The following is a 16716-nucleotide window of genomic DNA, read 5'->3' on the forward strand; positions in this document are numbered from 1 at the left end:
CTAATAAGGGGGGAGTCTATGAAGAAGTGTTTGACTGTTCTGATCATTTGTTTCTGTTTTCTATTTACCGGTTGCGGGCCTGCAACATCTGTAAATTCATCACAAGAGGGCACAAATTTCATAGGCTTTGTTACCCAGCTTGAAGATAATCAAGTGCTTATTAATGATGTTTGGTTTTCATTCAGTGATCAAACCGTCATGAAGACAGACAAGGATAAAAAACTGCAAAAAAAAGATATTGAAGTTGGTGAAAAAATAGATGTGACATTTGACGGTAAGCTCCAGGAGTCATTCCCGCGCAGAGCTTCTGCAGATCAATTGGTTTTTCTGACAGATCAACAAAGCAAAACCGAAGAAGGCGCCGTTAAATTAGTCATGAAAGACCCTCGATTTTCACAAGTCGTTATACAATCCATCGAAAAAAATCCTACAGGCCTATATTCAATACGATTCAAAGATCTCTCCATTAACAGAGATGTACACGTCATTGTGAATGTGGACAATGACCGGGTGATTGTGCCCATACATACCTCTACAAAATGACAAAGGAGGAAGCATTGGTTTATAAACCAATGCTTCCTCCTTTGTCATCTATTTCATAGAATTGAAATTTCCTGTCAATCATCTTCATGATCCACCGTCTATCCATATTTCCATCTCACTTTGAGATTATACGGGACAAAATGAGGGTATGCATCAGAGAGTGGAAAAAATAGTTGTTTTCTTTCATGAATGGCTAGAATGTTCGTTTCAGTGGAAAACTATGATTATTGTTGGGAAAAGGATGTGGATGTATGATAGGGATTCTTTTAGCCCTGATCCCCGCAGTAGCATGGGGAAGTCTTGTGTTTGTAAGTGTAAAACTTGGAGGGAATGCCTACAGTCAAACGGTTGGGATCACCATTGGATCATTATTGTTTGCGGTTGGCGTATTCTTCATCAAATCCCCCGAATTGACGTTATTTGTGTGGGGAATCGGCTTCATCTCCGGCGTTTTCTGGGCAGTCGGTCAAGTCAATCAATTAGCGAGTGTGAAGTTCATCGGAGTTGCGAAAACCGTCCCGATTTCAACGGGAATGCAGCTGATCGGAACGACTCTCTTTGGCGTTTTAGTGTTTAAGGAATGGAAAACGACAGAAACGATCCTCCTCGGTAGCGGAGCCGTTTTAGCACTGATTATTGGTGTGGTGCTAACATCATTCACACAAAAATCCGAGGGAGATGACAAGTCTCAACTAAAAAAGGGTCTACTCACTTTATTGCTATCCAGTTGCGGATACATAGCCTATGTCGTCATTTTAAGATGGTTTGATATTGACGGATGGGAAGCGATTTTGCCACAGGCGATTGGAATGTTTATCGGGGCGGTTGTCATTACGTTCAGGCATAAGCCCTTTACAAAATATACGGTGAGAAATATCTTAACCGGTCTGATGTGGGCATCGGGGAATTTAGGGTTGCTGCTTGCGCTTCCACGCATCGGGGTGGCAACGAGCTTCTCCCTATCTCAAACAGGGATCGTCATTTCTACCCTTGGAGGTTTGTTTTTCTTAGGTGAAAAGAAATCCAGGAAGCAGATCCTTCTCGTCATTGCAGGGTGTGTTCTTATCATTATAGGCGGTGTTCTATTAGGCTTTACGAAAGATTAAGGAGGAATGGATATGTATTCAGATCTAACAGGGAAGGTTGTCGTTATAACCGGAGCTGCTACTGGAATAGGAAAGGCGATTGCCAAAAGATTTGCCAGTGAAGGCTGTAAAGTGGTCATTAATTATTTCAAAGAAGAAGAAAATCCTGAAGAACTAGTAAGGGAAATCGAAGAAGCAGGGGGAACAGCCTCCATCATTCAAGGTGATGTGTCAAAAGAAGCAGATGTTCAGGGCTTTGTTAAATTGGCCCATGATACATATGGTCGCCTTGATATCTATGTGAACAACGCAGGAATCGAGAATGAGGTACCCTCTGAGAATCTTTCACTCGAAGATTGGCAGAGAGTCATCAACACAAATCTGACGGGGACCTTTCTCGGGTGCCGCGAAGCAGCGAAATACATGCTTGATCATAATATCAAAGGGTCGATCATCAACGTTTCTTCCGTTCATGAAATCATACCGTGGCCTCACTTTGCTCACTATGCAGCCAGCAAGGGTGGGGTGAAATTATTAATGGAAAGTCTTGCATTGGAATTCGCACCCGATGGGATCCGGGTCAACAATATTGCTCCCGGGGCCATTGATACTCCCATTAATGCCGAGAAATTTTCCGATCCCGAAAAGAAAAAGGGAGTGGAAAAGCTCATTCCGATGGGCTATATCGGAGAACCGGAGCAAATCGCTTCCTGTGCAGCCTTTTTGGCTTCAGAGCAGGCAAGTTATGTTACAGGGACCACCCTCATCGCTGATGGGGGCATGACGAAATATCCAGGATTCCAAGCCGGGAGAGGCTGATGTATGTACCAGGAGTGGCCAACATCATAATGTGATGTTGGCTCTTTTTATTGTGTTATGGGTATAAGCATTCTTAATCCACTATAGTGATGATCCGCCTTCCCAAGCCGCCTCCGCTTTTCTTTTGTCCAGCTCCAGGGGCTTGGGGCTCGAGGTCATAAGCCAAGTAACCCAAAAAGGCAAAGAGCACCTTTTCGGGTTACTCGCCTTATGCTTGTCGCCCCAGGGCGAGCCCCTTCCGCTTTTCTTGTTATTCTCTCTATTTCCATTAATTTTAGTTGAAAGGGAACGTATATTCGTATAGAATCATAACTATACTATATAAGAACGTTTGTTCTATTTTAGGTAAAATGGAGGACGAATATATGACTGTCGATTACAGTGTGCTGCCACACCATAAGATTCTGTGCATCGATATGAAGAGCTTTTATGCTAGCTGTTCGGCTGTCATGCTGGGTCTCGATCCCCTTGAATGCCATTTGGCCGTAGTAGGGGATAGGGACCGCCAAGGAAGTATTGTTTTAGCGGCATCCCCCAGGCTGAAGAAGGACTTTGGGATCAAAACGGGCTCGCGGATGTTTGAAATCCCAAAGGACCCGCGTATCCGGCTTGTAGAACCGAAAATGGCTACGTATGTCAGGATCTCGACTGAGTTGACCCGGTTATTCCATCGCTACGTACCGAAAGATGCCATTCATACGTATAGTGTGGACGAAAGTTTTATTAAGATTGATGGAGCGACGAATCTTTGGGGGGATGCCACGACCATCGCGGGTAAAATCAAGGATGATATGGAAAGGGAGTTTCAACTTCCCTGCGCCATAGGCATCGGTCCCAATATGCTGTTGTCTAAGCTGTGCCTGGATCTCGAAGCAAAAAAAGGGGGGATTGCCGAATGGACCTATGAAGACGTTCCGGAAAAACTGTGGCCGTTATCACCTTTACGTGAAATGTGGGGGATTGGCGGACGGTTAGAAAAAACGCTCAATCGTATGGGCATTTTCTCTGTCGGGCAATTGGCGCAGTATGACCTGGAGAAGTTGGAGGCCAAGTTTGGCGTTATGGGCAATCAGCTCTATTACCACGCATGGGGAGTTGATTTATCTGAAATAGGAGCACCGATCATGGATGGTCAAATCAGTTTCGGCAAGGGGCAGATCCTGCTGCGCGATTATAAGGAGAAAGAGGAAATCAAACGAGTCATTTTAGAAATGTGTGAAGAAGTCGCCAGACGTGCCCGTACCCATCGAAAGGCGGGAAGGACGGTCAGCTTTGGTGTCGGTTACAGTCACGAAGAATTCGGTGGAGGATTCCGACGGTCAAGGACGATAGAGGAACCGACCAATATCACCATGGACCTGTACCGGGTGTGCCTGGAATTATTCGAAGAGAACTACAATGGGAAAACCGTACGGAAAATCAACATCGCCCTTTCCAATATTGTAGAGGACGCCGCGCTGCAGGTTTCCCTATTCGAACCTGACCGTTGGGAAAAACGGGAACTCGGGTATGTAGTGGATCGGATCCGAAACAAGTATGGATCAGCCGCCCTGCTCCGCGCCGTATCCTATACAGAAGCGGGAACAGCAAGGCATCGTGCCCGCCTGGTGGGCGGACATAAATCGTAACAAATAAATATAGGAGGTGAGAGGATTGATCCGTGATCGGGGAAGAATCAAGTGGACATCCATGATGCTGCCGGAGCATGTGAAATTACTGAGGGATTGGGCCAAGGAAGATACGCACGAGAAGAGGATCGAACTTGACGAGCAGGAACTGGACAGGATGAATGAAGTCGTCGCAGAGGCGATGGAGTTTGGTAGAATGGTGTCGATTACTCACTATGTAAAGCACCGTCATCAATTATCGATTGGAATCATTCACCATGTCGACTCACTGGATGGAAAGTTGCACGTCGTAGACAGGTTCGAAGACGTACACTATATTCCACTTGCATGCATTGTGGACATTCGCTTTTTCGATTGACAGCCCAATGAAAAGAGAGACTTCACCAGGGTGAAGTCTCTCTTTTCATTCCATTTACTCTTCGTCCAATACTTTTTCTGCCCGCACACATGATTCGAATTTTCCTTTATGGGATGCGTCACAAAACGGCATGTTTGTAGATAAACCACAGCGGCAAAGAGTAAACACCTGTTTCGTTGGAAATACATTTCCGTCAGCATCAATCAGTTCCACGTCCCCGCTTACACGAAAAGAACCATTATCATTCACTTTAATTTGAGCTTTTGCCATGAAAAACCACCCTTTCTATAAAATACAAAAGAATCCCCCTTATCGATAGTAAATTGAAAACAGGAAAAATGCAATATTCTAAAGGAAACAAATGAAATGTGATAATATGGTGGAGTAAGGGAGGTCGTAGAATGAAGATTGAATTAACGAATGAAGCAACTCAAAGGATTCAAGGTAAAATAGATAATCAAACCGGATACCTGAAATTAAAGTATGATACAGAGGGGTGTGGCTGTGTCGTAAGTGGAATTCCTACTTTATGGTTTGTACATGAACCTGAAGAAGGGGAAGATATAACGATTGAAACCAACAGCTATCCGATCCTGGTAGAAAAATCTAAAGTGGTGTTTCTTGATGAAGACCTGAAAATTGATTTTTCTTCCCAAAGTAACACGTTTCAATTAAAAAGCCCCGGGCAGATCATAAATGGAAGAATGAACTTTCTGATGTTTCCGGGGGAGTAAACATAAAAGCCTCAGATCTGAGTACATCCGGGATCCGAGGCTTTTTATAAATATAAAGCCATTTATGTATCGTGATGGATGTTGCGGCGGTAAATGGTTCTATAGATACTAATCTAGTTCATTCTCCAATTCCTCAAACAACCGGGCCACTGAAACCCCTGTCTCCCACCCGTCCATCCCGTCCTCTACAGACCAGCACGCAGATAAAACCGAATGACAGAACCCATAACGAATCAACCGTTCATAAGAGAGGGAGAGTAGAGAGGCCATTGTTTTAATTCTGTATCGAAGCAGCTCTATTGGAACATCCCATTTACTCCATTCATTTAATGTAAACTGAATGCAGTCATATTCTCTCTCACCGATCAGACCCTTGGGATCAATGGCCGTCCAGCCGGAGGATTTAGAGAATAGAATATTCCCGTGATGCAGATCACCGTGCAGAAGAAAGAAATCGGTGGAAGTACTGAGCAACTCAGGAAAAAGGTTTTCAGCTTGTAAGACGAGATCTGCAGGTATGGGCCCACTTCCTCCATTGAATCTTTCCCGCAGGCGCCCAATTCCTTTTGACCAGGAATGAACGGTAGGGTAGGGATGATGGCTGACAGGTTTATGCCATAAACGGTGAGCCACATGGGCGAACACCTGCAGGACCTCTTCTTCATCCTCAACGGAGTGAAGGGAGATTCCCGGTGACAGGCGATCTAAAAGGATCCATCCCTCCTCCTTATTGAAATCGAGGACTTCCACCATGCCCCTTCCTTGAAAATCTTGAAGAGCATGAAACTCATTTGAGAAGTCGTTGTTCGGGTACCCGATCTTTAGAACCGCATCCCGTTCATGATCCATTCGGACAGGAATCACAAAATTGTAGCTTAATGAAAAGGGCTCGCCATAGGTTAAGCACAGCCTTTCTTCCAAAATCACCATGAGCTCTTCCACGGTTGAAATCCATTCTTCACCCGATTTGCCGTACATGGTTTGCATTTTTGACCTGAAATCAGTTGGAATCAAGAGACATCATCCCTTTCATTTAATACAAATTGATGAAGAAACCGTTGAATCACGTGTTCATATTCCTCAGGGTTGTCATTATACGATTGAGCATGAGTGCCCCGGAAATCGAGAAACAGCTCTTTGGGTCCCTGTTTTTTTTCAAATAAATCCTTCGTCATTTGAGGCAGGATAAAGTCATCATTTGTGCTGTGGATAAATAACACGGGTTTTCGGATGTTTTGAACAACCGATATAGGTGATAAATCCTTTAATGTGTACCCTTGTCGCAGTTTTAGTGTGCCGCCTACGAGGGGAAGGAGAAATTTTGCCGGCATTTTCACTTCTACACTCATACGATAGGCGAGCTGTTCACCAAAGTCGGAAAAAGGGCAATCGGCAATATAAAAATCTGCCCGATCTTCCAAACTGCCTGCATATAAAAGCAGAGTAGCTGCACCCATGGACTCCCCGTGAATTCCGAAGAAAACATCCTCGCCTTCCCGATGGATCAACTCATCCACAACAGCCTTTAAATCATACTTTTCAAAATATCCGTAACTTGTCGTCTTCCCGCCGGACTCCCCATGACGCCTGTGGTCATAAATCACGGCATTGAAACCCTGTTTGATGAAAAGGTTCATATACTTGATCGAATTCCATTTGTTTTCTGTCACACCGTGGGAAAAGATCATGAATTTTTTGTGGGGGTGAGGCTTCACGAAAATCGCTTTAATGCCATATCCGTATTGGGAAGGGATCAGCACCTCTTCTTTAGGAAGTGAGTCATAATCCTCTTCTATCAGCCTGGTCGATTCTGTTTCACGAGACCGGATAAAGTCATCCCCTTTTTTCGGTAAATACATAAAACGATTCGTAATATAAATCCCAAGCAGACCTATGGACGAAAGGGTACCGCCAAGGATGGCAAGTTTTTTTCTCATCTTCATCACCTCAAAGCAATATCATTCTTACTCATATTGTAGCAAAAGGAGGAAAAAAGAGGAATTTTTGAATAGGGGAATACAAAGAAAAAGTGTCCCTTAAGAAGAGACACTTTCATGAATGGGTACTTATGATTTAGCATTTTGACCTTTAGTAGGATGAATGGCTTTTTCAAGTTCTTCCTTAGCCATCGGGTTAGAAACCGTGTCTGAGTTAGGTTTGCCCTTTTGGCTGAAGCCTTTATCGCGTTTTTGACTCATGAACTCATCTCCTTCAAGTATTATCTACTTTAGAATGCTCGAAGGAGAAGGAAGGTATTCATGATTGATTCAATTCATACAGACGGTAGTAACCGCTTTCAATGGGGCGGCTGACATGGGGCTTCACCAGCTCGATGGCATGAGCCAGCTTCCCTAAATCAATTCCTGTGGAGATTCCCATTTCTTCTAACATATACACGACATCTTCAGTCGCTACATTCCCTGTTGCACCAGGGGCGAAAGGACAGCCTCCAAGTCCACCGGCAGAAGTGTCAAAGCGGTCAACTCCCGCTTGAAGCGACGCAAGGATATTAGCAAGTGCCATCTTACGGGTGTCATGGAAATGCGCTGTCAGTAATGTGTGGGGCAATTCCTGTTTCAGTAACGCAAAGAGATGATAGGCTTCAGATGGATTAGCTCTTCCTATCGTATCGGCGACGCTCAATTCATCCACGCCCAATGAAACAAATTCCCGACAAAGAGAAAGGGTATCCTCTGGTAAGACCTTCCCTTCATATGGGCAGTAGAAAGCGGTGGAGATACAAGCTCTCACGAAGTAACCCCGCTCTTTTAACTCTGAAATCAGAGGGGCCAAGCCTTCAAGAGCTTCATCTGTCGTTTTATTAATGTTTTTCTGATTAAACGTATTGCTTACCCCTACAAATACGGCCACTGATCGACAGCCCGTATCATATAACCGCTCGATTCCCCTTTTATTGGGGGCGAGAACGATATCTCTTGAATCAATCGTCATGCAGGAGTCAACAATATCACTCGCATCCTTCATCTGGGGTACCCATTTGGGAGATACAAACGAAGTCAGCTCCATTTCCCTGATCCCCGATTGCTTCAGTCGAAGGATAAACTCTTTTTTTACATCAGTCTGAACAAAGTTCTTCTCATTTTGTAATCCGTCTCTCGGACCTACTTCAATAATCGTTGCTTTTTTAGGTAAATTCATAATTTCCCTCCCTCTTTCATTTTAAGAAAATTTCGACATATAAATCAATATAAAAATTTTTTGACGAATTTAGAGGAATTTAACCGCTTACATAGAATGAGTTAAAGTGGAACTGTTTTTAAAGGTTAGTCATAGGCAAACCAATCAGTCAGAAGAGAAAGGGAGGAAGAAAGATGTCGAATGAAGTCGTCATTGTGAGCGCAGTGCGCACAGCCATCGGAAGCTTTAACGGATCATTAAAAGGCATTTCAGCTCCGGAACTTGGAGCGATTGTCATTAAAGATGCCCTGGAGAAGGCTGGTTTAAATGCAAGTGATGTAGATGAAGTGATCATGGGGAATGTACTGCAGGCAGGATTAGGTCAAAATCCGGCTCGCCAAGCATCCATCAAAGCGGGACTCCCTGAGCATGTGCCTGCCATGACCATTAACAAAGTGTGTGGATCAGGATTAAAAACGGTCCATCTGGCAACGCAGGCCATCCTTGCTGGGGATGCGGATATCATCGTTGCAGGTGGAATGGAAAATATGAGTCAGGCTCCATATTTACTAAAAGGAGCAAGAGAAGGATACAAAATGGGAGACCAGAAAGTAGTCGACAGCATGATTTCCGACGGCTTATGGTGTGCCTTTAATGATTATCATATGGGCGTAACGGCAGAAAATCTTTGCGACCGCTATTCACTTACACGTGAAGAACAGGACGAATTTGCGGCCTGGAGCCAGCAAAAGGCAGCTGCTGCGATTGAATCCGGCCGATTTGAAGATGAAATCGTCCCGGTACATATCCCCGTGCGAAAAGGGGAGCCTGTTGTATTCAACCAGGATGAATTTCCCCGTAAAGGGTCGACTGCCGAGAAACTTTCCGGCCTTCGCGCAGCCTTCAAAAAGGAAGGCACTGTAACAGCTGGAAACGCATCGGGCATCAATGATGGAGCCGCTGCCGTTGTCGTCATGTCGAAGAAGAAAGCCGACGAACTGGGCATCACACCTCTAGTCACGATTAAAGGGAACGCCAATGCCGGTGTTGATCCAAGCGTTATGGGGATCGGCCCTGTTGCTGCCGTTAAAAAAGTATTGGAAAAAACAAAGCTGACGATTGAAGATATGGAATTAATTGAAGCCAATGAAGCATTTGCTGCCCAATCATTAGCGGTGGATAAAGAACTTCAATTCAAAAAGGATACTCTTAACGTAAACGGCGGAGCCATTGCATTAGGTCACCCGATTGGAGCCAGCGGAACACGGATCCTGGTGACCCTGATTCATGAAATGAAGAAAAGAGGCGTTCAAAACGGATTGGCTACCCTTTGTATCGGTGGCGGCCAGGGAGTAGCGACAGTCGTTGAACTTCATAAGTAAGGAATGGAAAGATCCAGATTCAAGGAGGGAATACAATGAAAGAAGTATACACTTCATATGACGAAGCGGTGGCAGACATCCACGATGGCGCCACTTTAATGGTTGGAGGATTCGGCCTGTGCGGGATTCCTGAAAAACTCATTCTTGCCCTTGTAGAAAAAGGTGTGAAAAACCTGACCGTCATCTCCAATAACTGTGGGGTAGACGACTGGGGCTTAGGTTTATTATTGAAAAATAAGCAGATTGATAAAATGATAGGCTCCTATGTCGGGGAAAACAAAGAATTTGAAAGACAGGTATTATCTGGGGAACTGGAAGTGGAATTGGTTCCTCAAGGTACGCTTGCAGAGAAGATCCGTGCCGGGGGAGCAGGGATTCCTGCCTTCTATACGCCGGCAGGAGTCGGGACACCGGTAGCCGAAGGAAAAGAAACACGCACATTTAATGGAAAAGAATACTTGCTGGAAGAGGCCTATACGGCAGACTTTTCCCTTGTTCGAGCGTGGAAGGCCGATAAGATGGGGAATCTGATCTACAACAAAACGGCTCAAAACTTTAACCCGATGATCGCGGCTGCAGGAAAAGTGACGATTGCCGAAGTAGAAGAGCTTGTTGAAATCGGAGAGATCAATCCGAATGAAGTGCATACCCCGAGCATCTACGTGCAGCGACTGATTCAAGCAGACCAGGAAAAACGCATTGAAAGAAGAACAGTGAAGCAAGCATAGAAGGGAGAGTGGAACGGGATGGATCGTGCCAAAATGCGTGAAAGAATAGCAAGAAGAGCGGAAAAGGAAATAGAAGATGGTTTCTATGTCAATTTAGGAATCGGGATGCCTACACTGGTAGCCAATTATATAACAGAAAACAAACAGGTTGTCCTTCAATCTGAAAATGGATTACTTGGAATCGGCCCATATCCTGAGGAAGAAGAAGTCGATGCAGATCTCATCAACGCCGGGAAAGAAACCGTTACGGCAATTCCAGGCTCCTCTTACTTTCATAGCTCGGAATCATTCGGGATGATTCGTGGAGGCCATATCAATATTGCCATCCTGGGTGGAATGGAAGTAGCCGAAAATGGTGATCTTGCCAACTGGATGATACCTGGGAAAATGATCAAAGGGATGGGTGGAGCAATGGATCTCGTCCATGGCGCCCAGCGCATCATCGTCATCATGGAGCACGTGAATAAAGCCGGTGAGAGCAAGATCCTGAAAGAATGCACCTTGCCTTTAACAGGAAAAGGCGTCGTCCACCGGATCATCACCGATCGTGCCGTGATGGATGTGACGGAAGAAGGCTTATTGCTTCGTGAAGTGGCGAATGGCTTCTCCGTGGAAGATATCCAATCATCAACGGATGCGACATTGATTGTAGGAGAAGATGTGAAATTGGAAGCCTATTGATGGAGAGAGTCGGTTATAAGGGGCATGTTCCTCTTTTGACCGGCTTTTTTTGAGCCTGATTTTTGACTAAAACTAAAAAAAGATTTATAACTATGACAGATAGGGGGAGTCAGCGCATGTCTAAGAAAAAGAAACAGGAAGCAGAAATGACGTTAAAGAATTCCATCAACCAGGATCTATTCGAACAATTAAAGCAGAAGAAGAAAGAGCTTGAAAAAGTAGAGTCTGTGAAAAAGGAAGAAGAGCGTCTTAGAAAAATAGAAGAGAAGAAGCAGCGGGAGAAGAATAAGAGCTTTGAAGAGCTGCTGAATGAAAGCAGTATGGATTGGAAGAGTTACAAGGATTGATGAGGGATGTAAAAGTAGTACCACATCAAGCAGAATGGAAAGAAAAATTCGAAACAGAAAAGCGTTCAATTGGTATGAAAAAAAATAAGCGGGAAGGGAATTAAGAACCCTGACCCGCTTATTTTTTGTTCACTCAATCCCTATGTTGCTCATACCGTGATAATTTAGTTAAGTGTTTAAGCACATCCAACTCCTCAGTAGATATTGGATTCGCATTGGCAGCATCAATATTCTCTTGAAGCTGCTGAACAGAACTGGCTCCAGGAACCACTGCTGCAACCGATTGGTGTGAAAGAATATATTGGAGGGCAAGCTCATTCATTTTGCGTTGGTCTCCCATTTTACTATGAATGGACTCGATCGTTTCTTGAAGCTCTTGATAAGAATAGTCCAGATACCCACTCTCTTTCATTTTCGCAGAAGCTTTGGAGAGCATTTTCTCAGAAAGAAGTCCTTTTGCCAATGGCCCCCGGGCCACGATACTCACCTTATTCTCATCCAATAGGTCCATCCATTCTTCCGGGCGGCGATCCAGTAAGCTGTACTGCATCATCACGCTCTCTAAGGAAGAACTCTTCAGGAATCGCTTAATGACATTCGGCCGAATGGAGGAGATTCCATAATGGCGGATCAAACCTTCACTCTTTAATTCTTCAAAAGCCTCGATCGTTTCTTCAAAATGATCTTCAATCGTCCCGCCATGAAGCTGATAAAGATCGATATAGTCCACTTTCAGGCGGGCTAAGCTATCCTTGACGGCAGACTTGATATAGGATTTGGAAGGATCCCAGCGCCAGCCATCTTCCACGTCATCCCAGCGATTTCCTACCTTTGTGGCAAGAATGATGTCATCTCGGACCTCGCGGATGGCGTTACCCACAATTTCTTCATTTTGACCAAAATCATATAAATCAGCGGTATCAAGATAATTGATCCCATTCTCTAAAGCATGTTGCACAATTTCCTTGGCAGCTTTCTCTTCGGTTCCAAGTGACATACAACCGAGTCCCATCTTTGATACAAATAAATCGGAGTTTCCTATTTGTCTTTTTTCCATTGTATCCGTCCTTTCGACATTAGCACTCTCTATTATATTAACGAAAGTCGGGACGATTAAACAAAAGATACGGCTGGTTTCAACGATTGGCTTCGATCCATTCCTTCACCGTGGAATAGGTTTGATTATATTGCTTCAGCTTCTCCCTGATTTCCCATGCTTTACCTACCAGGATGATCCGGTCTTTTTCAGCAATCACCTTCAAGGGGTTTCACCTCGATCCTCGAATAGGATATGGTAAAATGTATGAGGACAAGGTCAATGACAGAACAAGGAGAGTTGAGCGGATGAAAAAATTTGAAGAAAAGACGATTAAAACAGAAACCATCTATCAAGGGAAAATCATTGATCTTCAGGTGGATGAAGTAGAGCTTCCCAATGGAAAGACTTCCAAGAGGGAACTGATTAAGCATCCTGGGGCTGTTGCCGTTATTGCATTAACACCAGAGGGGAAACTTGTCATGGTAGAGCAATATCGCAAAGCGTTGGAGAAATCCATCATCGAAATTCCTGCAGGGAAGCTAGAGCCGGGGGAAGAGCCCGGTAAAACAGCCCTTCGTGAATTGGAAGAAGAAACGGGCTACGGTTGTGGGAACCTGGAGCATTTGATTTCGTTTTACACGTCTCCCGGATTTGCAGATGAGCTGGTTCACTTGTATATCGCTCACGACCTTTATCCCATTCAGGAATCGAAAGAAACGGATGAAGATGAATTTGTAGAGTTGATTGAAGTAACAGTCGAGGAAGCGGTGCAGCTTATAAAGGAACAGCGGATTTACGATGCAAAAACGGCTTATGCCGTTCAATATCTGCAACTGCAGAAGCTTACAAAATAAGAGAGAACAGGACAGCCAAAAAAGGCTGTCCTGTTTTCATGCGGTAATCAAATCTTAATTGAGGTCCCCTGGAATAAGCGAATAAACACACGTATTACGTGCATCTTTCCCATTTTCATCAAGATGATCATGACGAATGATGCCTTCAAGCGTAAATCCCAGTTTTTCAGGTACTCTTTTGGAACCTGCATTTCTCTCATCACAGCGAATTTCCACCCGCTGGCAGGAGAGGTCATTTAAGGCGAAATGTGTCAACGCGTTTACCGCTTCAACGATATACCCTTTTTTCGTGTGCTTCGTATGAAGCCAATATCCGATCTCCACTTTTGGCACATGCCAATCGATGCGGTGCAGTCCTGTAGATCCAATAAATTCATCTGTTTCTTTCAGATAAATATGTAGTCGAATGTCGGTCTTCTTTATGAATTCTGCATAGGAATCCCGTACTCCCGCCTCCACTTCTTCCAGGGATTGTTCTTTACGGGCGAAGGGAAGCCAGGGTTTTAATTCATTTCTTGATTCTGAGATGGCATCAAAGACGTCTGATCCGTCTCCGGGCAGGCACGGTCTAATATAAAGGCGGGGCGTTTCAATCCTATCGGGAAACTCGATTAAACTTGGAATTCTCATAATATGCTCCTCCACTTCCACCATAAGGTTTCTATGATTATACGGTTATCCCCATGGAAGTTCAATAGAATAGAAGAGAGAAGAATAAACGTGTCCCTCCCTACATATAGATTAGTAATCGATATCTAGGAGGAGCACTGTGATGCGCAAAAAAATATCAAATTCAAATCCACTCGTTCAACATGTACAAGCACATTCCTCAATCTATTTATTTATCATTACGCTGTTTCTAATGGGGATCATTTTTGGGGCAATCGTGGTCAATTCCTTGTCATTTGCCCAAAAAGAAGACCTTTATTTCTATTTAAGTAAGTTCTTCAGCGAAATGGAAGATGGCAGTATGACGTCAGCAGAAGAGCTATTCCGTCAGAGCTTCCTTCATAATGTAAAGTATCTCGGACTGATGTGGTTACTGGGAATCTCGATTATTGGACTCCCCCTCATCTTCGTTCTATTATTTATGAAGGGTGTAGTGGTTGGATTTTCAGTAGGTTTCCTTGTGAATCAAATGGGATGGAGCGGGTTTTTATTATCCTTTGTCAGCGTCTTACCGCAAAATATCATTATTATTCCGGCGTTTATTTTCATCGGAGCGATCAGCGCCAGTTTCTCCCTTACGCTGATTCGAAAGATCTTCATGAGGCAGACATCATCCATGCAATTTCAAATGATTCCGTTCTTATCCAGATACGTGATTTTCTTGGTGGTGGCGATAGGGATTGTCACGATTGCAGCAAGCATTGAAGCGTATCTTTCTCCTAACTTAATGGAAGCGGTTATTTCGAAAATAAAATAAAACGATTCTTATATAAGAATCGTTTTATTTGTTTAATTATAATAATTTTATTTTGCTTATTCCTCCCTTTTTGATATAATAGTAAGGACATTGACGAGGGAGGAGAGGACTATGGAAAGCCGTATTGAAAGAATCAAAAAGCAACTTCATTCTGCCAGCTACAAGCTTACGCCGCAGCGCGAAGCAACGGTACGCGTGTTATTGGAACATGAAGAAGATCACCTCAGCGCCGAAGATGTATACCTCCTCGTTAAGGAAAAATCTCCGGAAATTGGACTGGCAACCGTATATCGTACGTTGGAATTGCTATCTGAACTGAAAATTGTGGATAAAATCAATTTTGGCGATGGTGTATCGCGTTATGATCTCAGGCAAGAAGGGGCAGCTCACTTTCATCATCATTTAGTATGCATTGAATGTGGAGCGGTCGATGAAATACAAGAAGATCTCTTAGAAGACGTGGAAGCGATTGTTGAACGTGATTGGAAATTTAAAATAAAAGATCACCGCCTTACCTTTCATGGTATTTGTTCCAGATGCCAGGATAAAGAAGAGGATCCAGAAGAATAAGATGATGCCGAAAAGCCTTAAAGATTCCTGTCGTTGTTTCTCATTTGAAACATCCCATACATACTCTTTAAGGCTTTTTTATATACATGGCCAGAAATTTTCACCGTTTTAACTCCATAAGGTATAAAACAGATTAAAAACGTCATAGCTTGTATTAATAGACGTTAGTACCGATGAATATGGAGGACGACAAGATGATAAAAGGAATTCAAATGGTATGGCAGACCATTAAAGTGTTTATTTTATTTACTGGATCAACGATTTTGTTTTACTATGGTATTATGTGGATCAGTGAAGAATACGAAGGCTATCACAGATATGATGAACCCGAGGGCGCAGCAGTCAAGGTGTATTCTTCTGTGACGGATGAAGAAAGCCATTGGTATGATCGGCTATTATTTTTTTATATGAACGGGGAGTAATGCAGTGTGGAAGACCATATTCAAGATTTCATGCACTTTTTAATAGTAGAAAAAGGACTGGCCAAAAATACGATAGAGTCGTACCAGCGTGACTTAAAGAATTATGCACTATACTTAGCGAAGGTGGAAGAAATATCGGAACTGAACGCCGTTTCGAGAATGAACATAGTCCAATTTCTCGGCCACTTAAAGAGTCAGGGGAAATCTTCAAAGACAGTTGCACGTCATGTTGCATCAATCCGATCCTTCCATCAATTTTTGTTAAGAGAGAAAGCGACGGAACAAGATCCAACTGTGCATATCGAGACACCGAAAACAGAGCGGACGCTTCCGAAGATTTTAAGCATAGCCGAAGTGGAAGCTTTACTCGAAGCCCCTGAGGAATCTACACCACTGGGGATGAGAGATAAAGCGATGCTTGAAATCCTTTATGCGACAGGTATCAGGGTAAGTGAACTCATTCAACTAAAGCTGGATGATGTCCACTTGACCATGGGATTTGTCCGATGTATAGGAAAAGGGAATAAAGAACGGATTATCCCCATCGGACAAACGGCAATGAATGTTTTGGAGAAATACTTAGGGGATGCCCGGTTGAAATTAAGAAGCAAGAAGCATCGGGATGATCACCTGTTTTTAAATCATCATGGTAAAGGCCTGACAAGACAAGGTTTCTGGAAGAACTTAAAAGCTCTTGCAAAAAAAGCCAATATTGAAAAGGATCTGACTCCTCATACACTCAGGCACTCATTCGCAACCCATTTATTGGAAAATGGGGCAGACCTCCGGGCAGTACAGGAAATGCTCGGTCATGCAGATATTTCCACCACACAAATCTATACACATGTAACGAAAACACGCTTAAAGGATGTATACTCACAATTTCATCCGCGGGCTTAAAAGTTGAAGAGAGATGTCTTAAAGAAAATAGTATTCTTTAAGGGATCTCTCTTGTTTTTTTG

At 43.7% G+C, this 16716-nt stretch carries 23 protein-coding genes; 15 read left to right on the forward strand and 8 right to left on the reverse strand.

Going from position 1 to position 16716, the window contains the following annotated elements; genetic code table 11:
• Positions 1-18: 18 nt before the first annotated feature.
• The 5 genes from DET59_RS00200 to DET59_RS00220 all read left to right on the forward strand — a co-directional run bounded on the left by DET59_RS00200 (position 19) and on the right by DET59_RS00220 (position 4433).
• Entirely contained in the window at positions 19-543 is a 525-nt protein-coding gene (locus tag DET59_RS00200; RefSeq protein WP_113967569.1) for a DUF3221 domain-containing protein, read from the forward strand.
• A 254-nt stretch (positions 544-797) separates the two neighbouring features.
• Positions 798-1649: a GRP family sugar transporter gene (locus DET59_RS00205; RefSeq protein WP_113968009.1), complete on the forward strand. Its 852-nt coding sequence runs from the start codon at positions 798-800 to the stop codon at positions 1647-1649.
• Between the two features lie 12 nt (positions 1650-1661).
• A complete protein-coding gene (locus DET59_RS00210) occupies positions 1662-2447 on the forward strand; it encodes a glucose-1-dehydrogenase (protein WP_113967571.1) in 786 nt (261 codons plus the stop codon).
• Positions 2448-2812: 365 nt separating this feature from the next.
• On the forward strand, positions 2813-4075 hold the full coding sequence (locus tag DET59_RS00215; protein ID WP_113967573.1) for a Y-family DNA polymerase: 1263 nt from the start codon (positions 2813-2815) through the stop codon (positions 4073-4075).
• A 25-nt stretch (positions 4076-4100) separates the two neighbouring features.
• A complete protein-coding gene (locus tag DET59_RS00220; RefSeq protein WP_113967574.1) occupies positions 4101-4433 on the forward strand; it encodes a YolD-like family protein in 333 nt (110 codons plus the stop codon).
• Positions 4434-4487: 54 nt separating this feature from the next.
• On the opposite strand, the gene DET59_RS00225 is transcribed toward DET59_RS00220, so the two are convergent.
• A complete protein-coding gene (locus tag DET59_RS00225; protein WP_113967576.1) occupies positions 4488-4703 on the reverse strand; it encodes a CDGSH iron-sulfur domain-containing protein in 216 nt (71 codons plus the stop codon).
• A 131-nt stretch (positions 4704-4834) separates the two neighbouring features.
• Here DET59_RS00225 and DET59_RS00230 point away from each other — a divergent pair, with 131 nt between their 5' ends.
• Positions 4835-5167: an iron-sulfur cluster biosynthesis family protein gene (locus DET59_RS00230; RefSeq protein WP_113967578.1), complete on the forward strand. Its 333-nt coding sequence runs from the start codon at positions 4835-4837 to the stop codon at positions 5165-5167.
• Positions 5168-5275: 108 nt separating this feature from the next.
• Here DET59_RS00230 and DET59_RS00235 read toward each other — a convergent pair whose 3' ends face one another.
• The 4 genes from DET59_RS00235 to DET59_RS00245 form a co-directional block, all read right to left on the reverse strand.
• On the reverse strand, positions 5276-6154 hold the full coding sequence (locus tag DET59_RS00235) for an aminoglycoside phosphotransferase family protein (protein ID WP_142675552.1): 879 nt from the start codon (positions 6152-6154) through the stop codon (positions 5276-5278).
• Positions 6155-6177: 23 nt separating this feature from the next.
• Positions 6178-7104, reverse strand: coding sequence for an alpha/beta hydrolase (locus tag DET59_RS00240; RefSeq protein WP_113967581.1), 927 nt, complete (start codon positions 7102-7104; stop codon positions 6178-6180).
• Between the two features lie 129 nt (positions 7105-7233).
• Positions 7234-7365 carry a hypothetical protein gene (locus tag DET59_RS21905; RefSeq protein WP_258549516.1) on the reverse strand — a complete coding sequence of 44 codons (132 nt, stop codon included), beginning with the start codon at positions 7363-7365 and terminating at the stop codon, positions 7234-7236.
• Positions 7366-7423: 58 nt separating this feature from the next.
• Positions 7424-8326 carry a hydroxymethylglutaryl-CoA lyase gene (locus tag DET59_RS00245; protein WP_113967583.1) on the reverse strand — a complete coding sequence of 301 codons (903 nt, stop codon included), beginning with the start codon at positions 8324-8326 and terminating at the stop codon, positions 7424-7426.
• Positions 8327-8499: 173 nt separating this feature from the next.
• Between DET59_RS00245 and DET59_RS00250 the strand changes: the two genes are divergently transcribed.
• The 4 genes from DET59_RS00250 (at position 8500) to DET59_RS00265 (ending at position 11443) form a co-directional block, all read left to right on the forward strand.
• Positions 8500-9687: an acetyl-CoA C-acetyltransferase gene (locus DET59_RS00250; protein WP_113967584.1), complete on the forward strand. Its 1188-nt coding sequence runs from the start codon at positions 8500-8502 to the stop codon at positions 9685-9687.
• A gap of 35 nt (positions 9688-9722) precedes the next feature.
• Positions 9723-10415 (forward strand): CoA transferase subunit A, encoded by a 693-nt coding sequence (locus tag DET59_RS00255; protein WP_098353600.1) that lies wholly within the window; start codon positions 9723-9725, stop codon positions 10413-10415.
• 18 nt (positions 10416-10433) lie between these two features.
• Complete coding sequence (locus DET59_RS00260) at positions 10434-11096, forward strand: CoA transferase subunit B (RefSeq protein ID WP_113967586.1); 663 nt, start codon at positions 10434-10436, stop codon at positions 11094-11096.
• 116 nt (positions 11097-11212) lie between these two features.
• The gene (locus DET59_RS00265; RefSeq protein ID WP_113967588.1) at positions 11213-11443 is read left to right on the forward strand and encodes a YqkE family protein; all 231 of its coding nucleotides are present in this window, start codon (positions 11213-11215) and stop codon (positions 11441-11443) included.
• Between the two features lie 133 nt (positions 11444-11576).
• Here the strand turns inward: DET59_RS00265 and DET59_RS00270 are convergent, their stop codons facing one another.
• Positions 11577-12500 (reverse strand): aldo/keto reductase, encoded by a 924-nt coding sequence (locus DET59_RS00270; protein ID WP_113967590.1) that lies wholly within the window; start codon positions 12498-12500, stop codon positions 11577-11579.
• 79 nt (positions 12501-12579) lie between these two features.
• Positions 12580-12705, reverse strand: a complete 126-nt coding sequence (mciZ, locus tag DET59_RS00275) for a Z-ring formation inhibitor MciZ (protein ID WP_113967592.1) — start codon at positions 12703-12705, stop codon at positions 12580-12582.
• A gap of 82 nt (positions 12706-12787) precedes the next feature.
• Between mciZ and DET59_RS00280 the strand changes: the two genes are divergently transcribed.
• Entirely contained in the window at positions 12788-13336 is a 549-nt protein-coding gene (locus DET59_RS00280; RefSeq protein WP_113967593.1) for an NUDIX hydrolase, read from the forward strand.
• Positions 13337-13390: 54 nt separating this feature from the next.
• Here the strand turns inward: DET59_RS00280 and DET59_RS00285 are convergent, their stop codons facing one another.
• On the reverse strand, positions 13391-13966 hold the full coding sequence (locus DET59_RS00285) for a GNAT family N-acetyltransferase (RefSeq protein WP_181778006.1): 576 nt from the start codon (positions 13964-13966) through the stop codon (positions 13391-13393).
• 142 nt (positions 13967-14108) lie between these two features.
• Between DET59_RS00285 and spoIIM the strand changes: the two genes are divergently transcribed.
• The 4 genes from spoIIM (at position 14109) to xerD (ending at position 16654) form a co-directional block, all read left to right on the forward strand.
• On the forward strand, positions 14109-14762 hold the full coding sequence (gene spoIIM / locus DET59_RS00290; protein ID WP_113967595.1) for a stage II sporulation protein M: 654 nt from the start codon (positions 14109-14111) through the stop codon (positions 14760-14762).
• A gap of 111 nt (positions 14763-14873) precedes the next feature.
• Positions 14874-15332: a ferric iron uptake transcriptional regulator gene (fur, locus tag DET59_RS00295; RefSeq protein WP_113967597.1), complete on the forward strand. Its 459-nt coding sequence runs from the start codon at positions 14874-14876 to the stop codon at positions 15330-15332.
• 194 nt (positions 15333-15526) lie between these two features.
• On the forward strand, positions 15527-15754 hold the full coding sequence (locus DET59_RS00300) for a YqzK family protein (RefSeq protein WP_113967599.1): 228 nt from the start codon (positions 15527-15529) through the stop codon (positions 15752-15754).
• Between the two features lie 6 nt (positions 15755-15760).
• Entirely contained in the window at positions 15761-16654 is an 894-nt protein-coding gene (xerD, locus tag DET59_RS00305) for a site-specific tyrosine recombinase XerD (RefSeq protein ID WP_113967601.1), read from the forward strand.
• Positions 16655-16716: the final 62 nt, after the last annotated feature.

Origin of the sequence: Rossellomorea aquimaris (assembly GCF_003315075.1) — a bacterium.
Taxonomy (GTDB): domain Bacteria; phylum Bacillota; class Bacilli; order Bacillales; family Bacillaceae_B; genus Rossellomorea; species Rossellomorea aquimaris_C.

What these genes read in the sequence shown, in the direction of transcription:
- DET59_RS00250 (WP_113967584.1), top strand. Translation starts at nt 8,500, where the DNA reads ATGTCGAATGAAGTCGTCATTGTGAGCGCAGTGCGCACAGCCATCGGA.
- fur (WP_113967597.1), top strand. Translation starts at nt 14,874, where the DNA reads ATGGAAAGCCGTATTGAAAGAATCAAAAAGCAACTTCATTCTGCCAGC.
- spoIIM (WP_113967595.1), top strand. Translation starts at nt 14,109, where the DNA reads ATGCGCAAAAAAATATCAAATTCAAATCCACTCGTTCAACATGTACAA.
- DET59_RS00215 (WP_113967573.1), top strand. Translation starts at nt 2,813, where the DNA reads ATGACTGTCGATTACAGTGTGCTGCCACACCATAAGATTCTGTGCATC.
- DET59_RS21905 (WP_258549516.1), bottom strand. Translation starts at nt 7,365, where the DNA reads ATGAGTCAAAAACGCGATAAAGGCTTCAGCCAAAAGGGCAAACCTAAC.
- DET59_RS00265 (WP_113967588.1), top strand. Translation starts at nt 11,213, where the DNA reads ATGTCTAAGAAAAAGAAACAGGAAGCAGAAATGACGTTAAAGAATTCC.
- DET59_RS00210 (WP_113967571.1), top strand. Translation starts at nt 1,662, where the DNA reads ATGTATTCAGATCTAACAGGGAAGGTTGTCGTTATAACCGGAGCTGCT.
- DET59_RS00230 (WP_113967578.1), top strand. Translation starts at nt 4,835, where the DNA reads ATGAAGATTGAATTAACGAATGAAGCAACTCAAAGGATTCAAGGTAAA.
- DET59_RS00240 (WP_113967581.1), bottom strand. Translation starts at nt 7,104, where the DNA reads ATGAGAAAAAAACTTGCCATCCTTGGCGGTACCCTTTCGTCCATAGGT.
- DET59_RS00270 (WP_113967590.1), bottom strand. Translation starts at nt 12,500, where the DNA reads ATGGAAAAAAGACAAATAGGAAACTCCGATTTATTTGTATCAAAGATG.
- DET59_RS00225 (WP_113967576.1), bottom strand. Translation starts at nt 4,703, where the DNA reads ATGGCAAAAGCTCAAATTAAAGTGAATGATAATGGTTCTTTTCGTGTA.
- DET59_RS00255 (WP_098353600.1), top strand. Translation starts at nt 9,723, where the DNA reads ATGAAAGAAGTATACACTTCATATGACGAAGCGGTGGCAGACATCCAC.
- DET59_RS00280 (WP_113967593.1), top strand. Translation starts at nt 12,788, where the DNA reads ATGAAAAAATTTGAAGAAAAGACGATTAAAACAGAAACCATCTATCAA.
- DET59_RS00235 (WP_142675552.1), bottom strand. Translation starts at nt 6,154, where the DNA reads ATGCAAACCATGTACGGCAAATCGGGTGAAGAATGGATTTCAACCGTG.
- DET59_RS00245 (WP_113967583.1), bottom strand. Translation starts at nt 8,326, where the DNA reads ATGAATTTACCTAAAAAAGCAACGATTATTGAAGTAGGTCCGAGAGAC.
- DET59_RS00300 (WP_113967599.1), top strand. Translation starts at nt 15,527, where the DNA reads ATGATAAAAGGAATTCAAATGGTATGGCAGACCATTAAAGTGTTTATT.
- DET59_RS00200 (WP_113967569.1), top strand. Translation starts at nt 19, where the DNA reads ATGAAGAAGTGTTTGACTGTTCTGATCATTTGTTTCTGTTTTCTATTT.
- DET59_RS00285 (WP_181778006.1), bottom strand. Translation starts at nt 13,966, where the DNA reads ATGAGAATTCCAAGTTTAATCGAGTTTCCCGATAGGATTGAAACGCCC.
- DET59_RS00260 (WP_113967586.1), top strand. Translation starts at nt 10,434, where the DNA reads ATGGATCGTGCCAAAATGCGTGAAAGAATAGCAAGAAGAGCGGAAAAG.